At 72.5% G+C, this 21,174-nt stretch carries 18 protein-coding genes and 1 riboswitch; of the genes, 15 read left to right on the top strand and 3 right to left on the bottom strand.

All coding sequences use genetic code 11. The features are described from left to right. Positions 1 to 131: 131 nt before the first annotated feature. Complete coding sequence (locus ACZ46W_RS19385; protein ID WP_468339017.1) at positions 132 to 977, bottom strand: DUF4190 domain-containing protein; 846 nt, start codon at positions 975 to 977, stop codon at positions 132 to 134. 202 nt (positions 978 to 1,179) lie between these two features. Between ACZ46W_RS19385 and ACZ46W_RS19380 the strand changes: the two genes are divergently transcribed. The 3 genes from ACZ46W_RS19380 (at position 1,180) to ACZ46W_RS19370 (ending at position 5,534) form a co-directional block, all read left to right on the top strand. Further along, positions 1,180 to 3,213 (top strand): N-6 DNA methylase, encoded by a 2,034-nt coding sequence (locus ACZ46W_RS19380; RefSeq protein ID WP_468339015.1) that lies wholly within the window; start codon positions 1,180 to 1,182, stop codon positions 3,211 to 3,213. Between the two features lie 138 nt (positions 3,214 to 3,351). Continuing rightward, positions 3,352 to 4,011 carry a hypothetical protein gene (locus tag ACZ46W_RS19375; RefSeq protein ID WP_468339013.1) on the top strand — a complete coding sequence of 220 codons (660 nt, stop codon included), beginning with the start codon at positions 3,352 to 3,354 and terminating at the stop codon, positions 4,009 to 4,011. Continuing rightward, the gene (locus tag ACZ46W_RS19370) at positions 4,008 to 5,534 is read left to right on the top strand and encodes a protein kinase domain-containing protein (protein ID WP_468339011.1); all 1,527 of its coding nucleotides are present in this window, start codon (positions 4,008 to 4,010) and stop codon (positions 5,532 to 5,534) included. Before ACZ46W_RS19375 ends, ACZ46W_RS19370 begins: the two co-directional genes overlap by 4 nt. 15 nt (positions 5,535 to 5,549) lie before the next feature. Here ACZ46W_RS19370 and ACZ46W_RS19365 read toward each other — a convergent pair whose 3' ends face one another. Together ACZ46W_RS19365 and ACZ46W_RS19360 are read right to left on the bottom strand one after the other, a co-directional pair. After that, on the bottom strand, positions 5,550 to 6,365 hold the full coding sequence (locus ACZ46W_RS19365) for a class I SAM-dependent methyltransferase (RefSeq protein WP_468339009.1): 816 nt from the start codon (positions 6,363 to 6,365) through the stop codon (positions 5,550 to 5,552). Between the two features lie 19 nt (positions 6,366 to 6,384). Further along, positions 6,385 to 8,751, bottom strand: a complete 2,367-nt coding sequence (locus tag ACZ46W_RS19360) for a YfhO family protein (RefSeq protein ID WP_468339007.1) — start codon at positions 8,749 to 8,751, stop codon at positions 6,385 to 6,387. 126 nt (positions 8,752 to 8,877) lie between these two features. On the opposite strand from ACZ46W_RS19360, the gene ACZ46W_RS19355 reads away from it, so the two are divergent. The 12 genes from ACZ46W_RS19355 (at position 8,878) to ACZ46W_RS19300 (ending at position 21,094) form a co-directional block, all read left to right on the top strand. Further along, positions 8,878 to 9,849, top strand: coding sequence for a glycosyltransferase family 2 protein (locus tag ACZ46W_RS19355; RefSeq protein ID WP_468339005.1), 972 nt, complete (start codon positions 8,878 to 8,880; stop codon positions 9,847 to 9,849). Beyond that, the gene (locus ACZ46W_RS19350) at positions 9,846 to 10,265 is read left to right on the top strand and encodes a GtrA family protein (protein WP_366128631.1); all 420 of its coding nucleotides are present in this window, start codon (positions 9,846 to 9,848) and stop codon (positions 10,263 to 10,265) included. Before ACZ46W_RS19355 ends, ACZ46W_RS19350 begins: the two co-directional genes overlap by 4 nt. Before the next feature lie 91 nt (positions 10,266 to 10,356). Continuing rightward, the gene (locus tag ACZ46W_RS19345) at positions 10,357 to 10,992 is read left to right on the top strand and encodes a SurA N-terminal domain-containing protein (protein WP_468339830.1); all 636 of its coding nucleotides are present in this window, start codon (positions 10,357 to 10,359) and stop codon (positions 10,990 to 10,992) included. A 9-nt stretch (positions 10,993 to 11,001) separates the two neighbouring features. Next, positions 11,002 to 12,000: a nucleoside triphosphate pyrophosphohydrolase gene (locus ACZ46W_RS19340; RefSeq protein ID WP_468339003.1), complete on the top strand. Its 999-nt coding sequence runs from the start codon at positions 11,002 to 11,004 to the stop codon at positions 11,998 to 12,000. 286 nt (positions 12,001 to 12,286) lie between these two features. Next, the gene (locus ACZ46W_RS19335; protein ID WP_468339001.1) at positions 12,287 to 13,531 is read left to right on the top strand and encodes a cytochrome P450 family protein; all 1,245 of its coding nucleotides are present in this window, start codon (positions 12,287 to 12,289) and stop codon (positions 13,529 to 13,531) included. A 180-nt stretch (positions 13,532 to 13,711) separates the two neighbouring features. Next, positions 13,712 to 14,647, top strand: a complete 936-nt coding sequence (locus ACZ46W_RS19330; RefSeq protein ID WP_468338999.1) for a transglycosylase family protein — start codon at positions 13,712 to 13,714, stop codon at positions 14,645 to 14,647. A gap of 259 nt (positions 14,648 to 14,906) precedes the next feature. Next, a riboswitch (cyclic di-AMP (ydaO/yuaA leader) is annotated at positions 14,907 to 15,083 on the top strand. Positions 15,084 to 15,086: 3 nt separating this feature from the next. After that, entirely contained in the window at positions 15,087 to 15,755 is a 669-nt protein-coding gene (locus tag ACZ46W_RS19325) for a transglycosylase family protein (RefSeq protein WP_468338997.1), read from the top strand. 257 nt (positions 15,756 to 16,012) lie between these two features. After that, on the top strand, positions 16,013 to 17,293 hold the full coding sequence (gene eno / locus ACZ46W_RS19320; protein WP_468338995.1) for a phosphopyruvate hydratase: 1,281 nt from the start codon (positions 16,013 to 16,015) through the stop codon (positions 17,291 to 17,293). Between the two features lie 106 nt (positions 17,294 to 17,399). Then, positions 17,400 to 17,870 carry an FtsB family cell division protein gene (locus ACZ46W_RS19315; RefSeq protein WP_366128625.1) on the top strand — a complete coding sequence of 157 codons (471 nt, stop codon included), beginning with the start codon at positions 17,400 to 17,402 and terminating at the stop codon, positions 17,868 to 17,870. A gap of 14 nt (positions 17,871 to 17,884) precedes the next feature. After that, entirely contained in the window at positions 17,885 to 18,421 is a 537-nt protein-coding gene (locus tag ACZ46W_RS19310) for a DUF501 domain-containing protein (RefSeq protein WP_468338992.1), read from the top strand. Then, the gene (locus ACZ46W_RS19305; protein ID WP_468338990.1) at positions 18,418 to 19,338 is read left to right on the top strand and encodes a Ppx/GppA phosphatase family protein; all 921 of its coding nucleotides are present in this window, start codon (positions 18,418 to 18,420) and stop codon (positions 19,336 to 19,338) included. Before ACZ46W_RS19310 ends, ACZ46W_RS19305 begins: the two co-directional genes overlap by 4 nt. A gap of 370 nt (positions 19,339 to 19,708) precedes the next feature. Next, a complete protein-coding gene (locus tag ACZ46W_RS19300; RefSeq protein WP_468338988.1) occupies positions 19,709 to 21,094 on the top strand; it encodes an NAD(P)/FAD-dependent oxidoreductase in 1,386 nt (461 codons plus the stop codon). Positions 21,095 to 21,174 lie beyond the last annotated feature (80 nt).

Here is a 21,174-nt window from a genome sequence, read left to right as displayed (position 1 = left end):
TGTTTCTCCGGGGTGATGGTGACGGGGGGAGGAAGGGGAACGGAAAGGAAGGGAAGGGCGGAGAAGGGGAGACAAGGGGAGACAAGGGGAGAGGGGGAGCGCAGGGCCGAGGGGGTCGGCTCACGCCGGAGCTACAGCTTCAGCTCCCACTGGGTGGCGTCGTAGTCGAAGCCGGGGGCGACCTCGACGGTCAGCGTCTTGGCGTCGGCGGGGGCGTCGAAGGCGTACTGGACCGTGACCTTCTTGCCGGGCAGGACGGTGCCGGTGAATCCCTTGCCGTACGTGTCGCCGTCGAAGATCTCTTCCGCGGTCACACCGGCGGCCCCGGCGCGGGCGCTGACGGTGAGGGAGTCGGCGGAGAACTTCTCCTTGCCGCCGTTCTCGACGGTGACCGTCAGCGCGTAGACCTTGTTGCCCTCGGTGTGGCCGATCGCGAACTCGCCGGGCTTGACGGACTTGGTCGCGGACACGGTCACCTGGACGTCGTCGTCGTAGACCGAGGTGTCACCGGCCGCCAGGGCCTTGTCCTTGCCGGCGTCCTTCGCGGCCGGGGCGCCGCTCTTGCCGGTGGCCGGGTCCTTCGTCGCGGTGTTGCTCAGCTCCTTGTTGATCTCGTCCACCGCGTCGTCCACGGCCTTGAACGTGATCACCGCGCCGACGACCGAGAGGATCAGCGACACGAGGCCGAGCACCGCACCGGTCATCGTGACGCCCTTGTTCACGGCCTCGCCCCGCTTGACCCGGCCTCGGCCGGCCAGGCCCAGCACCAGGGCGATGACGCCGAGGATGCCGGCCAGCCAGAACAGGATCGGGATCAGGCCGGAGAGCGCGCCGATGATGCCGAGGACCAGGGCGGCGGTGCCCAGGCCGTTGCGTGCGGGCGCCGACGGCTGCGGCGCGGGGGCGCCGCCGTACGGGCCGGAGCCCGGGTGGGGCTGCTGGGCGCTGTACTGCGGCTGCTGCGAGAAGTCGGACATGGGTGCCCTCCCGGACGGTGACATAGGTCTGTGTTCGGGGCGGTGGGGCTGCCCCATCTGGCGACGGGTCAATAAGAGCAGAGGCTGTGAACCGAGTCAACACGGTTCACAAAAATCTGCTCCGCTCACGCTGTGAATCGGTGGGTCTTGTGTACGGCTGTAGGATCTGCGACACAGCAGCAGATGGAAGGGAGTCAGCCAGGTGCCGGACAACGCAGCAGAGGTGACCGCGGCCGGGATCGCCCGCCTCGCCGGGGTGGGACGGGCCGCCGTCAGCAACTGGCGGCGTCGGCACGCCGACTTCCCCAAGCCCGTCGGCGGCACCGAGACCAGCCCGTCCTTCGCCCTCGCCGACGTCGAACGGTGGCTGCGGGCCCAGGGCAAGCTCGCCGAGGTCCCCCTGCGTGAACGCGTCTGGCAGCAGATCGCCGGACACCCGGCGGGGGCGGTCACCGCCCTGGTTCACGCGGGCTGCGCCCTCCTCCTCGTACGCGACAGGTCCAGCGGCTGGCTGGAGCTGACCGCCGTGTCGGACGAGCGCATGTCGGAACTGCTGCCCACCGCCCTGGAAGAGGTGCTGACACTCCGCTTCGGCGCCGAGCGGGCCGTGCCCACCCCGCTCCCGACCGCGCTCGCGCCCTCCGTCCCGCTGCTGCGCGCCGTCACCGAACTCGCCGCCGGGACCGGCGCCCGGCAGGCGTTCGAGTTCCTCCTCGGCCGCCACCTGGACGCCAACCCGCGCCAGTACACCCTCACCCCGCCCGGCCCCGCCGCCCTCATGGCCGAACTCGCCGGGCCCGCCCGGACGGTGCTTGACCCCGCCTGCGGCACCGGTGCCCTGCTGCGCGCCGTCGCCGAGCCCACCGCCCTGTACGCCCAGGAGACCGACCCCGACCTGGCCGCGCTCACCGCCCTCCGGCTCGCCCTGCACTCCGGCGCCGAGGTCCGCGCCCAGGTCGGCGACACGCTGCGCGCCGACGCGTTTCCCCGGCTCACCGCCGACGCCGTGCTCTGCCACCCGCCGTTCAACGAACGCAACTGGGGGCACGACGAACTCGCCTACGACCCGCGCTGGGAGTACGGCTTCCCCGCCCGCACCGAGTCCGAACTGGCCTGGGTCCAGCACGCCCTGGCCCGGCTGCGCCCCGGCGGCACCGCTGTCCTGCTGATGCCCCCCGCCGCCGCCTCCCGCCGCTCCGGCCGCCGCATCCGCGCCGACCTGCTGCGCCGGGGCGCGCTGCGGGCGGTCGTCGCCCTCCCGGCCGGCGCGGCACCCCCGTACGGCATCCCGCTCCACCTGTGGGTGCTGCGCAAGCCCGTCGCCGGTGCCCCGGCCTCACCGGAGCTGCTGGTCGTCGACACCTCCGAGCACACCGACGCCGGCCGCGACAAGCTCGACTGGCCGGCCGTCCACACCGCCGTACTGGACGCCTGGGCGCCCTTCGACAAGCACGGCACCGTCGCCGAGCGGCCCGGCGCCCACCGCTGCGTCCCGGTCATCGAACTCCTCGACGACGACGTGGACCTCGCACCCGCCCGCCACCTGCCGCCTCCGGCCGTGGCCGGCGGCGCCGAGGAACTGGCCGGGGTGCACGACCGCCTGACGACCGTGCTGCGCCGGACCGCCGAGCTCACCCCGCTCCCCGCACCCACCTCCACGCGCCCCGAGCCCGCCCGCCTCCCCGGCGTCACCGTCGGCGAACTCGCCCGCACCGGCGCCCTGGAACTGCGCGCGGGCGGCACCGGAGCCGGCCCGGCGGCCCTCCGCGTCCTCACCGAACAGGACGTCCTGGCCGGCCAGGCCCCCTCCGGCAGCCTCCCCGAGGGCACCGGCGAGGAGCCCGTGCTCGTCCGCGCCGGGGACGTCGTCGTCCCGGTCCTCGGCGGCGGGTCGATCGCCCGCGTCGTCGACGAGGCCACCGCGGGCGCGGCCCTCGGCCGCAACCTCCAGTTGCTGCGCCCCGACCCGGCGGCGCTCGACCCCTGGTTCCTCGCCGGCTTCCTGCGCGGCACCGCCAACAACCGCCAGGCCAGCAGCTACGCGTCCACCGCGACCCGCCTCGATGTGCGGCGCCTCCAACTGCCCCGCCTCCCGCTCGCCGAACAGCAGCGGTACGGCGAACGCTTCCGGGCCCTCGCCGAGTTCGAGGAGGCGCTGCGCCTCGCCGGGCGCCTGGGCGAGCGGCTCGTGCGGGGCATGTACGACGGGCTGACGGACGGCACGGTCGAGGCCTGACGGACGGCACGGTCGAGGCCTGACCGGGGCTTCGGTGATCAGTTCAACAACGGTTCCGCACAACCCCGAGGCCGTTGTCGGTGTCGGTGTATACGCTCGACTTCTTGTCAGACTCGTACGTTTTCGTCAGGAGCAGGAATGCACGGCCACGGCTATGCACCGCCACCGTCACAGCGCCCGGCCGACGGCTCGCTGATCGCGCTGCGCGTGCTGTTCTCGGCGATGACGTTGCTGAGCTGCGGCTTCCTCGGCTGGGTGCCCATGCTGCGGCTCGCGGTCGTGACCCGCAGGACCCTGGACTGGTTCCTGTTCTGCGCCGTCCTGCTGCTCAACATCGGCCTGCTGGTGTTCCTGGTCGCCGTCACCCCGGAGGACGTGGACAAGGAGATCAGCGACGGTGACGCCGCCATCATGGTCGTCTGGATGATGGCGGTGATCATCGGTGTCCTCGCGTACTACCTGACGGCCGAGATCCAGTACTTCAACCGGATGGCCGCGGCCCCCCAGCCCGTCTACGGGACCACGCCGGCCGGGTACGGCTACCCGCCGGCCGGGCAGTCGCCCCTGCAGCAGACGTACCTGGCCCAGCCCCAGCCGGCCCAGCCCCAGCCGGCCCAGCCCCAGCCGGTCCAGCCCCCCGCCCGGCCGCAGCCCGCCCAGCCCGTGCCGGCCCAGCCCCAGCCGCAGCCCACGGCGAAGCCGACGTCGCAGCGCATCGACCAGGTGCGCGCCGAGCTCGACGAGCTCAGCGACCTCCTCCGCAAGGAGCCCCAGGACCCCCGGGAAGGGGACAAGTGAACGGGCGGGTCATCGCCGGGCGCTACGAGCTGTCCACCGTCATAGGGCAGGGCGGCATGGGCCAGGTCTGGACCGCCTACGACGGGCGGCTCGACCGCCGCGTCGCCGTCAAGCTGCTGCGCCCCGACCACATGGCCGCCGCCACCGCGGCCGACGAGATGCGCCGCCGCTTCGTCCGCGAGTGCCGGGTCACCGCCCAGGTCTCCCACCCCGGCCTGGTCACCGTGCACGACGCGGGCAGTGACGGCGACGACCTGTACCTGGTGATGCAGTACGTCGAGGGCGCCGACCTCGCCGACCACCTCGCCGAGCACGACCCGTACCCCTGGCAGTGGGCGGTCTCCGTCGCCGCCCAGCTCTGCGCGGTGCTCGCCGCCGTGCACGCGGTGCCGATCGTCCACCGCGACCTCAAGCCGCGCAACGTCATGGTGAAGCCCGACGGCACGGTCACCGTCCTCGACCTGGGCGTGGCGTCCGTCATCGACACCGACACCACCCGCCTCACCCACACCGGCTCGCCCATCGGCAGCCCCGCCTACATGGCGCCCGAACAGGCCATGGGCGGCGCCGTCGGCCCGTACACCGACCTGTACGCGCTCGGCGCGCTCCTCCACGAACTCCTCAGCGGGAACGTACCTTTCGCCGGCTCCACCGCCCTCGGCGTCCTCCACCGCCACCTGTACGAGCCGCCGCTGCCCGTACGGCAGTTGCGCCCCGAGATCCCCGAGGCGCTCGAAGGGCTCGTCCTGCGGCTGCTCGCCAAGGACCCCCAGGCCCGCCCGTCCGGCGCGCAGGAGGTGTACGAGACGCTCGCCCCGCTACTGCCCGCGCGCGGCGTACCGACGGGGCCCCTCGACCCCACGCGTCCCTTCCTCCGCCCGCACGCCCCCTGGCCCGACCGGTCCACCACGCCCGCCCCCGTGCCGCAGCCGCCCGTCCCGCCCGCCACGGCGCGCCCCGATGTCGCGGCCGCCGTCGACGAGGTCAAGCGACTGCTCGCCGAGGGCAGCATCACGCAGGCCGTCGACATCCTCGGCGGGATCCTCCCGGCCGCCGCCGCCGAGCACGGCGAGCACTCCCCGGTCGTCCGCATCCTGCGCAAGCAGTACGCCACGACGCTGATGGACGACGGCCAGTACCGGCGCGCCCTGCCCGAGCTGCGGCGCCTCGCCGACGACCGCGCGGCCGAGGCGGGCCCGGCCGACCCGCAGACGCTCCAGTTCCGGTACGAGGCGGCGCTGTGCCTGGAGCAGCTCGGCGAGACGGCCGCCGCGCTCGCCGAGTACCGCGCGGTCCTGCCGTACTACGCGAGCAGCCAGTCGGCCGGCGCCGACCCGGCCCGCGCCTTCGACATCCGGCACCGCATAGGCCACCTGCTGCTGGCGATGGGCGACCACACGGCGGCGCAGCAGCAGCTCCAGAACCTGCTGTACGACACGGAGCGGGCGTACGGCCCGTACCACCCGCTCCCGGCGGAGCTGCGCCGCGCGCTGGAGCGCCAGCAGCAGATGCGCGGGATGTGACGCCGCGCCCCGGGGTCAGGCCGCCCGGCAGTACACCGAATCCGCGACCCGCCCGAGCCCGCTGAGCCCGGCCGGGCGCGCCCCGGCGTCCGAGCCGACGACGACGACCCCGCCGGGCGCGGCCAGCTCCCGCACGAGCGTCAGGTCGTGGGCGCCGTTCACCACGATCACGCCGTAGCGGCGGTCGCCGATCCGCTCCCGTACCGCCGCGTCGCCGAAGCCGCCCCGCGCGATGCGGGCCGCGTCCGCCGAACCGTTCCCCGTCGAGCCGCCCAGCGCCAGGTTGCCGCGCACCTCCTCCTCGCGGGTGGGCGAACCGTCCAGCGGGTCGACGATCGTCAGCCGCGCCTCGACGCCGTCACGCCGCAGCATCCGCTGCAGTGCCGCCGCGAACAGCCCGTGCCGGGTGCCGATCTCCAGGACGTCGCCGTTGGGCGGGGCGAGCAGGGGCACGGTGGCGAGCCGCCCGCACACGTCGGAGACCGTGCCGGCCAGGCCGCCGGCCCCGAGGGCCTCCAGCGCCACCAAGTGGCGGTAGGCGATGGTGATGTCGTGCCGGGCGCGCTCGCCGCCGTCGCCGGTGACGGCGCGCACTTCGCGTACGAGGGTGTCGACCTGGGTCTCGGTCGGCATCCGGTGCCCGTCGCGCCCCGCCTGGTCGAGCAGCAGCCCGAGGCCGTAGCTCTGGCGGCGCAGGTCGGCCACCGCGTGGTGCAGGGCGTCGAGGTCGGACTGGAGCGCGGTGGTCGCGCGCTCCATGCGCTGCTCGACCAGGGCGAACGCGGGGCGCATGACCCGCTTCGCCAGCCGGTTGCTCAGAAGAGAGGGCATGCGGGGCAAGCTACGCCGCTCAGGCCGCTGTGGGGGTCACGGCACGGTGGTGCACGGGTGAAGTCTTGGTGGCGCGCAGGCGACTCACGCGGCCGGTCACCACCAGGGTGATGAGCGCCACCGCTCCGACGCCCGCCCCGGCGCGCAGCCCGGGCGGCCGGAAGACGCAGGCCACCGTGGTGCGACGCCCCGTCAGCTCGACCGCGACCAGCCCGCCGTAGGAACCGGCGGGGCGGCCCTCGCAGCGCCAGCCCGCGATACGGGGTGCCGCGAGGACGGCCGTGCCCCGGCTGCCCGGCGGCAGGTCGGCGCGGACGCCGTCGGCGGTGACGCGCACCGCGACCGCGCCGGTCGCCCTCAGCCCGGCCACGGCCGCCGCCAGCCGGGCCCGGTCCAGGCACCCGACGCTGCCCGGGCCCACGTCACCGTGGCCCTCCAGCACCACCCGGGCACCCGCCGTGCGCTGCGTACCCAGCGGCGTCATCGGGGCACGCCGCTTCGGCAGGCCGCCGCGCAGCTCCACCGGCGGGCCCGCCCCGAGGCGGGCCGTCCCGGTGAAGTCCGGCGCCCACACATGGACGTCGCTGCCGACCGGGCACGCGCCATCGGCGGGGAGGTCGTAGACGCGTGACCCGAGCAGCAGTTCCTGGTTACGGAACGGCGAGGCCCCGTACCGGAGTTCCCGGCCGTCGGGACCGCCCGGCCGCACCGTCACCAGCGGGAGCACGTCCGCCCGCCGTTCCAGCGACGAGCCCCGCCACCGCGCGCCCACCCCGAACAGCGCGTCCGTCACGGGGTTGTCCAGCGACTGGAGGCTGCGCCCGTTGGACGTCCACCCGCCGCCCAGCGCGGCCAGCGTCCGGGTCAGCACCGCCGGCGTGTGGCTGCTGTAGTAGGCGGCGCCCTGACCGCCCACCAGCAGCGGGTCGTTGCCGGTGAGCTGCGGGCGCCCGGGGTCGGTGCGGTACCGCGGCCACCCGTCGGCCCCGGCCACCGCCGCCGCCCGAGCCTCGTGGCCGGCTCCCCAGGCCGGGTAGTCGTCCAGCCGCGCAGGCCGCTCCCGGTCGGCGTACGCCGTGGTCGCCGCGGCCTGCCCGACCAGGGCGCCCGCCAGCAGCACGGCGCCGACGGCCCCGTACCGCCGCGCCCGGAGGCGTACCAGCGCCAGGGCACCCACGCCGGCCGCCAGACCCCCCGCGAACAGGGCGTACGACCAGCCGCCCACGGGGGTCGCCCCCACCGCGATCAGGCCCAGGACCAGCGATCCGCCGGCCACTGCCCGCCACCCCGGCCACCCGTACGACACGCCCGTCCACGCGGCGAGCACCACCACCCCGGCCAGGACGAACGTCTGCCGGTACGGGCTGCCGTTGGGTGTGGCGAACACATGCCACGCCAGGTGCGTCGGCTCCCACTGCACCGACAGCACCACGCCCACCACGAGCCCCGTCCATATCCACCGCTCCCGCGTCGGCACCCCCCGGTGGAAGGGCAGCGCCGCCGCCAGCAGCAGCGCGCCGGTGCCCAGGAAGAGGGCCGGGGTGAAGAAGCCGTACGTCGCCGGAAGCACCCGCGCGGCCACGTCCCCCCACCCGGCGGGCGCGAACTCCCGCGTCCAGCCGGGGTACGCGTGCCGCGACCCCAGGAAGACCGGCAGCAGGACCGGCGCCGCGAGCCCGATGCCCAGCAGCACCGTCCAGGCCGCCCGCAGGAGCACCCGCCACCCGCGCACCCCGCGCGCCGCCAGCACCAGGGCGGCGCCGATCGTCGCCATGTAGGCGGTGTAGAAGTTGGCGGTCCACGCCACCGCGACGACCACCGGCCCCAGCGCCGGGTGCCGTCCCGTCCGTATCCACTCCCCGACCAGGCACAGCAGCGGGAACGCGATCAGGCCGTCGAGCCACATCGGGTTGTACGACGCCTCGGCCACGGCCCAGCCGCACAGCGCGTACGAGGCCCCCAGCACCGCGGCGCCCCACCACGGGCCGCGGCGCTGCCCGAGGAGCAGCAGAGTCATGGCGGCGGCCGCGACGGACATCTTCAGGACCGTGATCACATACACCGCGAGGTCGATGTCGTCGCGCGGGAAGACCCCGACCAGCAGGGCGAAGGGGCTGGTCAGGTACGTGCCGAGGTCCGGCAGGAAGCTCGTGCCGTAGCCGGAGGACCAGTTGAGCAGCAGCCCGCCGTCCGCCCGCCCGTGCAACAGGTCCCACAGGTGGGCGTGGAACGGCACGAACTGGTTGCCCAGGTCGTTGACGCTGCGCGTGCGCGGCCCGAAGGGGAAGGTCCGGGCGACGGCGTCACCGGCGCAGACGGCCAGCGCGGTCAGCAGCCCGGCGAGGGCACCGGCGCGAGCCCCGGAGCGGGGCGCGTTTCTGTCCATGGTGCGGCCGAATATGCCAGCGCCCTTCCGGGAAATCACCGGCCTCCCGGACCAGTTCATTCAATGGTCGTCTGCCCGCCATGTGGAGCGACCGCCGCCGACACGCACATCGGTTGTCGTTCTTCCGTGCTGATCTCGATTGTTGTGCCGTGCTTCAACGAAGAGGAGATCATCGGCCGCTTCCACGGCCATGTGACCACGGAACTCGAATCCGTCGCAGGGGAATTCGCGGTGGAATTCGAGCTGGTCTATGTGGACGACGGAAGTCATGACCGTACGCTCTCCCTGCTCGAAGGGATCGCGGCTTCGGACTCCCGGACCCGCTATGTCTCCTTCAGCCGCAACTTCGGCAAGGAAGCGGCGATGCTGGCCGGCCTCCAGCACGCGGGCGGGGACGCGGTCGTCATCATGGACGCCGACCTCCAGCACCCGCCGGAGCTGATACGCCGCATGGTGCGGCTGTACGACGAGGGCTACGACCAGGTCATAGCCCGGCGCACCCGCACGGGCGACCGGGTCACCCGTACCGTCGCCGCCCGGGCCTACTACTGGCTGATCAACCGCCTCGTCGACGTCGAGCTGGTCGACGGCGTCGGCGACTTCCGGCTGCTGTCGCGCCGGACGGTCGACGCGATACTGGAACTCACCGAGTACAACCGTTTCTCGAAAGGCCTCTTCGCCTGGGTCGGATTCCGCACCACGACCTTCGCGTACGAGAACGCACCGCGTGAGCAGGGCCGCTCGAAATGGTCCTTCCGCAAACTGCTCAACTACGGCCTGGACGGTCTGATCTCCTTCAACGACAAACCGCTGCGGGCGGCGCTCTATCTCGGCCTGCTGCTGGTGGCCCTCGCCACCGCGTATGCCGCCTGGATCGTCGGTGTCGCGCTGGTGAACGGTGTCGACACCCCCGGTTATGTCACCCTGCTGGTGACGGTCACGGCACTCGCCGGGGTCCAGATGGTGATGCTGGGACTCGTCGGGGAGTATGTGGGCCGTATCTATTACGAGGTGAAGCGGCGCCCGCACTTCCTGGTGAAGGCGACCAACACCCCCGTATCGCACCGCCGACCCCGTGGGGAGCTCGTACGCCGATGACCGTCCGCGGCCAGTTGGTCAGGTTCGCGCTGGTGGGCGTGGTGAACACCGCCACCTACTACGGCTTCTACCTGTCGTTCCTGGCCCTGGGCCTGCCCTATGTGGCCGCCCACGTCGTCGCCTTCCTCCTGTCCATGACCGGGTCCTTCTTCCTGAACTGCCACGTCACCTACCGGACCCGCCCGACCTGGCGGAAGTTCCTGCTGTTCCCGCTGACCAACGCCGCCAACTTCGTGATCACCACGAGCGGCGTGTGGCTGCTGGTCGACCTGGCCGGCTTCTCCAGCCGCTGGGCCCCGCTGGTCGCCGCCGCGGCGGCCATCCCCATCACGTTCGCCGTCTCCCGGACGATCATGCTGCGCCCCGAGACTCCCCGGACCCGTGAGTCGTTGACGCAAGCAGTGGCCTCGAAGTAGTGGCCTATGCCACTGCGACTGCCTACCATCGATCACCGCAAGGTCGTTCACACTGACGCACGACCCACGCCGGGAGGCTCCTTTGCACCGCCTGCATCGCCGCCGTCGCACCGCGCTCACCGTCTCCGCCGCGCTCCTCGCCGCGGCCCCGCTCCTGGCCGCCTGCGGAAGCGACGCCCACCCGGGCGCGGCGGCCGTCGTCGACGGCGAGCGGATCGAGGTGGCCGCGCTCCAGGCCCAGGTCAGGGACGTACGCAGCGCCCAGCAGGCGTCCCCGCAGGCGAAGCAGCTCATCGAGGCCACCGGCGACCTGAACCGCGAGAAGCTGAACGGCATGATCTTCGACCGGGTGGTGGAGAAGGTCGCCGCCGACCACGGCATCACCGCCAGCCGCAAGGAGGTCCAGGAGACCCGGCGGGCCGCGGCGGGCCAGAGCGGCGGCGAGGAGCAGCTCGCCGCGATGCTGCTCCAGCAGCAGGGCGTGGCCCCCGACGAGATCGACAGCGTGGTGCGGCGCAACGTCCTCATGAACAAGATCGCCGCCAAACTGGGCGCGGGGAACACCCCGGAGGGGCAGCAGAAGCTCACCGAGGTGTTCGCCGCCGCCTCCAAGGAGCTCGACATCGACGTGAACCCGCGCTACGGCACGTGGGACAACGACAAGATCCAGCTCGGCGAGTACAGTGCACCCTGGCTCCGGCAGCTCGGCGGCCGGCAGCAGATGTAGGTTCGAGGGGTGAACGCCGACACCCCCGACACCCCCGACACGCTCGACGCCGGGACCCCCGGCCGTATCGTCCTGCTCACCGCCAGCCACCGCGTCGCGCCGGGGCTGCTGTCCTGGCCCGCGTGGCGGACGCTGCACGCCGCGGACCGGGTGCTGTGCGCCGACGAGGCGCACCCCCAGCTCCCGTACCTGCGGGAGGCGGGCGTCACGGTCGAGATCGCGGCGCCGACCGCCGAGGAACTGGTCGGCGCCTGCGCCGGAGGCCGCACGGTGGTGGTCGTCGCGACCGGCGAGGGCGATCGTGCCCTGACGGACGGGCTGGCCCGGATGGCGGGCTCCGGCCGGGTGTCGATGCCCGACCTGGAGCTGCTCCCCGGTTCGTACGACCTGCCGGGCGCGCGGCTGCTGGACCTCGTCGAGGTCATGGACCGTATCCGCCGCGAATGCCCCTGGTCGTCGCGGCAGACGCACGAGGGCCTGGCCAAGTACGGCATCGAGGAGGCGTACGAACTCGTCGAGGCCATCGAGGACGGCGACCGCGACGAACTGCGCGAGGAGCTCGGGGACGTCCTGCTCCAGGTGGTCTTCCACGCCCGGATCGCCGAGGAGCACGAGGAGGAGCCCTTCTCGATCGACGACGTGGCGGGCACGATCGTCGAGAAGCTCATCCACCGCCACCCCCACGTCTTCGGCGAGGAGCGCGCCGAGACGCCGGAGGAGGTCAAGGAGCACTGGCTGCGCACGAAGGCGGTCGAGAAGCAGCGCGCGTCCGTGACCGACGGTGTCCCGCTCGGCCAGCCCGGCCTCGCCCTGGCGGCCAAGCTCGCGAGCCGGGTCCGCAACGCGGGCCTGGACGTCCCGGTCCCGTCCGGCGACGGCATCGGCTACGAGCTGCTCGCCCTGGCGGTACGGGCCGAAGCGGCGGGCGTGGACCCCGAGGCCGCGCTGCGAGCCGCCGGCCGCACCTACCGGGACGCGATCCGCACGGCGGAGGGCCAGAGCACCTGACCCGCGCGGGGCGGCGGAGGGCGACGGCACCGGCCCCGCACGGGGCGCGGCGCGCCCGCCGGGCGGCGCCCCTACCGGGTGGCGCCCTCGCCGGTGCGGGGCGGCGGAGGGCGACGGCACCGGCCCCGCACGGGGCGCGGCGCGCCCGCCGGGCGGCGCCCCTACCGGGTGGCGCCCCTACCGGGTGGCGCCCCTGCTGGGCGGCGCCCCTACCGGGCGGCCCGCCCCGGTCGGGGCCGGGGCACGTGCCCGAGGGGCGTGGGCGCCGACGCGTTAACGTCGAGGCGTGAACGACCCGAACGCCGCGCCCGAACTCTTCACCTGGGAGTTCGCCACCGATCCGTACCCCGCCTACGCCTGGCTCCGGGAGCACGCGCCCGTGCACCGGACCAGGCTGCCCAGCGGGGTGGAGGCGTGGCTGGTGACGCGGTACGCGGACGCCCGGCAGGCGCTGGCGGACCAGCGGCTGAGCAAGAACCCCGCACATCACGACGAGCCCGCGCACGCCAAGGGCAAGACCGGCATCCCCGGTGAGCGCAAGGCCGAGCTGATGACGCACCTGCTCAACATCGACCCGCCGGACCACACCCGGCTGCGCCGCCTGGTCTCCAAGGCGTTCACGCCCCGGCGTGTGGCGGAGTTCGCGCCCCGCGTCCAGGAGCTGACGGACCGGTTGATCGACAACTTCGCCGCGAAGGGCAGCGCCGACCTCATCCACGAGTTCGCCTTCCCGCTCCCCATCTACGCCATCTGCGACATGCTGGGCGTCCCGCGTGAGGACCAGGACGACTTCCGCGACTGGGCGGGGATGATGATCCGGCACGGCGGCGGGCCGCGCGGCGGGGTCGCGCGGTCGGTGAAGAAGATGCGCGGGTACCTCGCCGAGCTGATCCACCGCAAGCGCGAGGATCCGGGTGACGACCTGATCTCAGGGCTCATCAAGGCCTCGGACCACGGCGAGCACCTCACCGAGAACGAGGCCGCCGCGATGGCGTTCATCCTTCTGTTCGCGGGTTTCGAGACGACCGTGAATCTGATCGGTAATGGGGTCTATGCCCTGCTTCGTCACCCGGACCAGCGCGCCCGGCTCCAGGAGTCCCTCGCCGCCGGCGAGCACGGGCTGCTGGAGAGCGGGGTCGAGGAACTGCTGCGCTACGACGGCCCGGTGGAGCTGGCGACGTGGCGGTTCGCGACCGAGCCGCTCACCATCGGCGACGAGCGGATCGCGGCCGGTGACCCCGTCCTCGTCGTCCTCGCCGCCGCCGACCGCGACCCGGAGCGGTTCGCCGACCCGGACGCGCTGGACCTGGCCCGGCGGGACAACCAGCACCTGGGGTACGGGCACGGCATCCACTACTGCCTGGGCGCGCCGCTCGCCCGGCTGGAGGGGCAGACCGCCCTGGCGACCCTGCTGACCCGGCTGCCGGACTTGCGACTTGCGGTGGATCCTACCGATTTGCGGTGGCGTGGCGGGCTCATTATGCGTGGACTGCGCACGCTCCCGGTCGAGTTCACCCCTCATGTCGGCTGACGACCCATCAGATCTGTGATCTTCGCGTAATCTCCGGTGCATCGACTTGTGACTGACGTTCGAATGCCGCTACGTTCACCGTCACCTCAGCAGTCACGCGAAAGGCAGCACCGCATGCGCTCCGGGAACGGCCGGCACCGACGACCCCGTCAAGCCCCCGCCATCGTCGTCGCGGCAGGGGTGACCGGATCCGCCATCGCGCTCCCGCTGCTCGGCGCGGGTTCCGCGTCGGCGGCCGACGCGACCACCTGGGACCGGGTGGCCGAATGCGAGTCCGGCGGCCTGTGGAGCGCCGACCTGGGCAACGGCTTCTACGGCGGCCTCCAGATGTCGCAGGAGACCTGGGAGTCGTACGGGGGCCTCGCCCACGCCGCGCGCCCCGACCTCGCCAGCCGCACCGAGCAGATATCCGTCGCCGAGAAGGTCTACGCGGCGACGGGCGTCAAGGCGTGGGAGACCTGCGCCCCGATCGCCGGCCTGGGCGGCGCCGCCGAGACGCCGGGGACCGACCTGGGCGTCGCGCCCACCGAGACCGCCCCTGAGCCGTCCGCCCCGGCACAGAGCGCCGAGCCGACGGACCCGGCCGAGACCCTCGAAGGCCCGACCGCGCCCGCCACGCCGACGGACCCGGCCGCGCCCACCGACCCGGCCGCCACACCGACCGGCCCGGCCGGAACGCTCCTGCCCACCGAGCCCGCTCCGACGGCGCCCGGCGCGACCCCCGCTCCGGGCACCGGCAAGCACCGCGGCGAGCCGTCTCCCGAGGAGACTCCGGCGACCGACCCGACCGCCCCGGTCGCCCCAGCCGCACCGGAGGGCGAAACCACCACCAAGCCCACCGATCCTGCCAAGCCCGCTGATACCGGCAATTCGGCCACCGGGCGCGAAAGCGACGGCCACCCCTCCCGGGGTGACGGAGCGTCGCGCGACCCCGGCAGTGTCGAGCCCGGCGCGTACACCGTCCGCCCCGGCGACAACCTCTGGAGCATCGCGGACGAGCACGACGTCCCCGGCGGCTGGCCCGCCCTCTACGAGGCCAACCAGGAGACCGTCGGCGCCGATCCGGACCTCATCGTCCCCGGTCAGAGCCTCGACCTGACGACGGATCAGCCGTAGGGGCAGGGGTTATGTCCACTTCTGGGTAAGTGAGACATGAATCTCTTCGCCCCAACTGGCGCACCGTGGCCGCCCGAAGCGCACAATCCGCCCTTCACCTGCGTAAACGCCCGTCAAGGGCAGGCGCATAAGGGCGGATTGACCCCGATGTCCGCCTTTGAACTTCGGGGAGGTCTCTGTTTACGGTCGTGACCGCTCGCCACCGCGGGCCCCATCGACCGGAACGCCGAATCCTGCCGCCGGTCGACGGGAACAGTCGTCGCGTCACGCGCCGAAGGCAGGAGCGGGGGACCCAAGGTAAGTGCCGGGCCCGGCCATGGAGACATGGCGCGGACCGGCTTGGGGTGAAGCCGCGCGCCGCACCGCGGTGCCGCGCGGCCGGGCAGCTCACGCCCGAACCCGACAGCTCACCTCGCAGGCGTCGGTGAGGAGATGTCCCATGCTGTTCTCCAGCAAGGCCAAGCACCGTCGCCCCTCCAAGGCCGCCCGGTTCGCCGCGTTCGCCGGCATCACCGGTGTCGCCGTCGCCGCCCCGCTGATGGGCGCCACGTCCGCCTCGGCCGCCACCGCCGCCGAGTGGGACAAGGTCGCCCAGTGCGAGTCCGGCGGCAACTGGTCCATCAACACCGGCAACGGCTACTACGGCGGCCTCCAGTTCTCGGCCTCCACCTGGGCCGCGTACGGCGGCACCGCGTACGCCGCGACCGCCGACCAGGCCTCCAAGTCGCAGCAGATCGAGATAGCCGAGAAGGTCCTGGCGGGCCAGGGCAAGGGCGCCTGGCCGCACTGCGGCGTCGGCCTGTCCAACGCCTCGTACCAGGGGGCCCCGGTCCAGGAGCGCAAGGCCGAGCAGCCCACCACGCGCAGCGAGCAGCGCACCGCCCCGAAGGCCGAGAAGAAGGCCGCGCCGAAGACCGTCACCACCCCGACCGGCAAGAAGGTCGAGAAGGGCGACGGCGAGTACAAGGTCAAGGCCGGCGACACGCTCAGCACCATCGCCGCCGACAAGAAGGTCGCGGGCGGCTGGCAGAAGCTCTTCGAGCTGAACAAGGACATCGTCGACGACGCCGACCTGATCTACCCGGGCCAGCAGCTCCACCTGAGCTGACCCCCGCGGGACCACCCCGGCCCGGCGCGCCCTTCCCCCGTGCGTGCCGGGCCGGGGTTCCGCGCTCCAGCCACATTACCGACCGGTAGGTTTCGTGGCGTTTCGCCCGCAATGCAGCCTGGTGAGCCCTTTTTCGTCCCAGGAGGCGGGCGTCGGCTGGTCACGGCTCCCCGGCCGGTTAGGCTCTTGCCGCAAGGCCAAAGAGACCCTGCACCGCATGCGTCACATTTTGCGTCACATCCCAGAAGGAGATGCTCGTGCCGTCCATCGACGTCGTCGTAGCCCGGGAAATCCTGGACTCCCGAGGCAACCCCACGGTCGAGGTCGAGGTCGGCCTCGACGACGGCAGCACCGGCCGTGCTGCCGTCCCGTCCGGTGCCTCCACCGGTGCGTTCGAGGCCCTCGAGCTCCGCGACGGTGACAAGGACCGCTACCTCGGCAAGGGTGTCGAGAAGGCCGTCCTCGCCGTCATCGAGCAGATCGGCCCGGAGCTCGTCGGCTACGACGCCACCGAGCAGCGGCTGATCGACCAGGCGATGTTCGACCTGGACGCCACGCCGGACAAGTCCTCGCTCGGCGCCAACGCCATCCTCGGCGTCTCCCTCGCCGTCGCGCACGCCGCCTCCGAGGCGTCCGACCTCCCGCTCTTCCGCTACCTGGGCGGCCCGAACGCGCACCTGCTGCCCGTTCCGATGATGAACATCCTGAACGGCGGCTCGCACGCCGACTCCAACGTGGACATCCAGGAGTTCATGATCGCCCCGATCGGCGCGGAGTCCTTCTCCGAGGCGCTGCGCTGGGGTGCCGAGGTCTACCACACGCTGAAGAAGGTCCTGAAGGACAAGGGCCTGTCCACGGGCCTGGGCGACGAGGGCGGCTTCGCCCCGAACCTGGACTCCAACCGCGCCGCCCTCGACCTCATCCTCGAGGCCATCAAGCAGGCCGGCTACGCCCCGGGCAAGGACATCGCCCTGGCGCTCGACGTCGCCGCGTCCGAGTTCTACAAGGACGGTGCCTACCAGTTCGAGGGCAAGTCCCGCTCGGCCGCCGAGATGACGGACTACTACGCCGAGCTCGTCGAGGCGTACCCGCTGGTCTCCATCGAGGACCCGCTGTTCGAGGACGACTGGGACGGCTGGAAGACCATCACCGAGAAGCTGGGCACCAAGGTCCAGCTCGTCGGCGACGACCTGTTCGTCACCAACCCGGAGCGCCTGGCGCGCGGCATCGACGAGGGTGCCGCGAACGCCCTGCTGGTCAAGGTCAACCAGATCGGTTCGCTGACCGAGACCCTGGACGCCGTCGAGATGGCCCAGCGCAACGGCTTCAAGTGCATGATGTCGCACCGCTCCGGCGAGACCGAGGACGTCACCATCGCCGATCTGGCCGTCGCCACCAACTGCGGCCAGATCAAGACCGGCGCCCCGGCCCGTTCCGAGCGCGTCGCCAAGTACAACCAGCTCCTGCGCATCGAGGAGATCCTCGACGACGCCGCGGTGTACGCGGGCCGCAGCGCCTTCCCGCGCTTCAAGGGCTGATCACCGGCCCGGTCGCATAGCCCGGTTACGTACGTCCCCGGCCACGGTCCCGTACCGTGTCCGGGGACGTACGTACGTAACGGGCAAGGGGAGGCGGGTACACGACATGGCCCGGGACCGGTTCTCCACCGCGACCAGGCTGCGACTGCTCGGCGAGCAGACCGCCGCCCGCGTCTACCGCTCCCAGACCCGCCGGCAGGCCCGCCGCTCCCGGCTCACCGGCCGCGCGGCCTTCCTGGCACTGGTCGTCTGCTCCCTGGTGGTCGCCCTGGCCTACCCGATGCGCCAATGGGTCTCCCAGCGCGCCGAGATCGCCGAGCAGGAGCGGCTCGCGGCCGAGGCGAGCGAGCGCGTCGAACGGCTGCGCGACGAGAAGGCGCGGCTCCAGGACGACGCGTACATCAGGCGCCTCGCCCGCGAGCACCTGCACTATGTACTCCCCGGGGAGACCGGCTACACGGTCATCGACCCCGACGCGGTGCGCGAGCGCCGCACCGACCAGGGCGCGGCCGACCGCCCCTGGTACTCCAACCTCTGGGACGGCGTGGACACCGCCGACCGCACCGACCGCAAGTAGAACCCAAGGCAGGCATGGAAACGCCCCCTCCGCAGACCGAACGCACCGAGCCCACCGAGGCGGACGTCGCGGCGTTCAAGGAACAGCTCGGCCGCCCGCCGCGCGGCCTGCGCGCCATCGCGCACCGCTGCCCGTGCGGCAACCCGGACGTGGTGGAGACCGCGCCCCGGCTCCCGGACGGCACCCCGTTCCCGACGACGTACTACCTCACCTGCCCGCGCGCGGCCTCCGCGATCGGCACGCTGGAGGCGAACGGCGTCATGAAGGAGATGTCCGAGCGGCTCCAGAGCGACCCCGAGCTCGCCGCCGCCTACCGCGCCGCGCACGAGGACTACATCGCACGCCGTGACGCCATCGAGGTCCTGGAGGGCTTCCCGAGCGCCGGCGGCATGCCGGACCGCGTGAAGTGCCTGCACGTGCTCGTCGGCCACTCGCTGGCCGCCGGGCCGGGCGTGAACCCGCTGGGCGACGAGGCCATCGCGATGCTGCCGGAGTGGTGGGCCAAGGGTCCGTGCGTGACCGTTCACCGGGACGAGGAGGGCGAGCAGTGACCCGCGTGGCCGCCATCGACTGCGGTACGAACTCCATCCGGCTGCTGGTCGCCGACGTGGACCCGTCGACCGGCGAAGTCACCGACCTGGACCGGCGGATGACGATCGTCCGGCTCGGCCAGGGCGTGGACAAGACCGGGCGGCTCGCCCCCGAGGCGCTGGAGCGGACCTTCACGGCGTGCCGCGAGTACGCCGCCGTCATCAAGGAGTACGGGGCCGAGAGGCTGCGTTTCGTGGCGACCTCGGCCTCGCGCGACGCCGAGAACCGCGACGACTTCGTCCGGGGCGTGAAGGACATCCTGGGCGTGGAGCCCGAGGTCATCACCGGTGACCAGGAGGCGGAGTTCTCCTTCACCGGCGCGACCAAGGAGCTGACGGGCCCCGGCGACGGCGAGTACCTGGTCGTGGACATCGGCGGCGGCTCCACGGAGTTCGTGGTCGGCCGCACGCACGCGCGTGCCGCCCGGTCGGTCGACATCGGCTGCGTACGCCTGACCGAGCGTCATGTGCGCAGTGACCCGCCGTCCGAGGTTGAGGTGGCGGCGATCCGGTCGGACATCGAGGCGGCCCTGGACCTTGCGGAGGAGACGGTTCCGCTGCGGGAGGCGGAGACGCTCGTCGGGCTGGCCGGTTCGGTCACGACGGTGGCGGCGATCGCGCTGGGGCTGGCCGAGTACGACTCGGCGGCGATCCACCGCTCGCGGATCTCCTACGAGCGGGTCGCCGAGGTCACCGCGCGGCTGCTGGCGGCGACGCACGACGAGCGGTCCGCGATCCCGGTGATGCACCCGGGCCGGGTGGACGTCATCGTCTCGGGCGCGCTGGTCCTGCTGGCCGTCATGGAGCGGACCGGGGCCCGTGAGGTGGTCGTTTCCGAGCACGACATTCTGGACGGAATCGCCCTCTCGCTCGTCTGACGCGGGCCCGGCGGACACCCGTCCGGACGGCGCGTCGGAAAAGTTCGTGAAGTTCTTCACAAGGAAAAGGGCCCTGAGGGGGGTCAAGGAGCCGTCCAACGGCCTCCAGCGCCCCGCTCGGGGCCCTTTCGCAGGCGTGTACGCCACCCTCGGCTGTGTTTCGTAGGTGTGAACTCCGGTGGTGGTCCACGGTTAAAAGGTGCTCGCCGCCCCAGTTCAACGGGGGTGAACAACGTCTTCCGTTACACCGTGGTTCCCCCGTGGCGCCATGACCTCCGTCACGCGGGCCGCGCAGTGTAGCAGAGGTCTCCCACAACCTTGTGAAGGGGCGCACGAGCGACCCCCCTCCGGCGGGTGGATACTCGATGGCATGAGCACCACGGAGCGTCCCAGGATCCTCGTAGTAGGCGGTGGGTACGTAGGCCTGTACGCAGCTCGGCGCATTCTCAAGAAGATGCGCTACGGCGAGGCGACCGTCACGGTCGTCGACCCCCGGTCGTACATGACCTACCAGCCCTTCCTGCCCGAAGCCGCCGCCGGCAGCATCTCGCCGCGGCACGTCGTCGTCCCGCTGCGACGCGTGCTGCCCAAGGCCGAGGTACTCACCGGCCGGGTCACCACCATCGACCAGGACCGCAAGGTCGCCACGATCGCGCCGCTCGTCGGCGAGGCGTACGAGCTGCCGTTCGACTACCTGGTCATCGCGATGGGCGCGGTCTCCCGCACCTTCCCGATCCCCGGCCTCGCCGAGCAGGGCATCGGCATGAAGGGCATCGAGGAGGCCATCGGCCTGCGCAACCACGTCCTCGAGCAGCTCGACAAGGCCGACTCGACCACCGACGAGGAGGTCCGCCGCAAGGCGCTGACCTTCGTCTTCGTGGGCGGCGGCTTCGCCGGCGCGGAGACCATCGGCGAGGTCGAGGACCTGGCCCGTGACGCCGCGAAGTACTACAAGAACGTGAAGCGCGAGGACATGCGCTTCATCCTGGTGGACGCCGCGGACAAGATCCTTCCCGAGGTCGGCCCCAAGCTCGGCAAGTACGGCAAGGAGCACCTGGAGGGCCGTGGGGTCGAGGTCTACCTCTCGACGTCCATGGACTCCTGCGTCGACGGCCACGTGGTGCTGAAGAACGGCCTGGAGGTCGACTCCAACACCATCGTGTGGACCGCCGGTGTGAAGCCCAACCCGGCGCTCGCCCGCTTCGGCCTGCCGCTGGGCCCGCGCGGCCACGTGGACTGCGACGCCACGCTCCAGGTCAAGGGCACCGACTACATCTGGGCCGCCGGCGACAACGCCCAGGTCCCGGACCTCGTCGGCCGCAAGGCCGGCAACGAGAACGCCTGGTGCCCGCCGAACGCCCAGCACGCGCTGCGCCAGGCCAAGGTCCTCGGCGACAACGTGATCTCCGGCATGCGGGGCTTCCCGCAGAAGGAGTACAGCCACGCCAACAAGGGTGCGGTCGCCGGTCTCGGCCTGCACAAGGGCGTCGCGATGATCGTCATGGGCAAGGTGAAGATCAAGCTCAAGGGCCGTCTCGCCTGGTACATGCACCGCGGCTACCACGGCATGGCCATGCCGACCTGGAACCGCAAGATCCGCGTCTTCGCGGACTGGACGCTCGCGATGTTCCTCAAGCGCGAGGTCGTCTCGCTCGGCGCCATCGAGTCGCCGCGCGAGGAGTTCTACGAGGCGGCCAAGCCGGCCCCGGCCGCCGCCCCGGCCGCGTCGAAGCCGGAGAAGGCCAAGGCCTCCTGACCGGTAAGGCCTCCTGACCGGTTCCTCCTGGTCGCCCCGGCTCAAGGGGCCGCCCGCCATCCGTGGTGCGGGCGGCCCCT

It is taken from the genome of Streptomyces sp. NPDC031064, assembly GCF_055570965.1.
The sequence above is the reverse complement of the archived record's forward strand: the minus strand, read 5'-3'. Positions and strand labels throughout refer to the sequence as shown.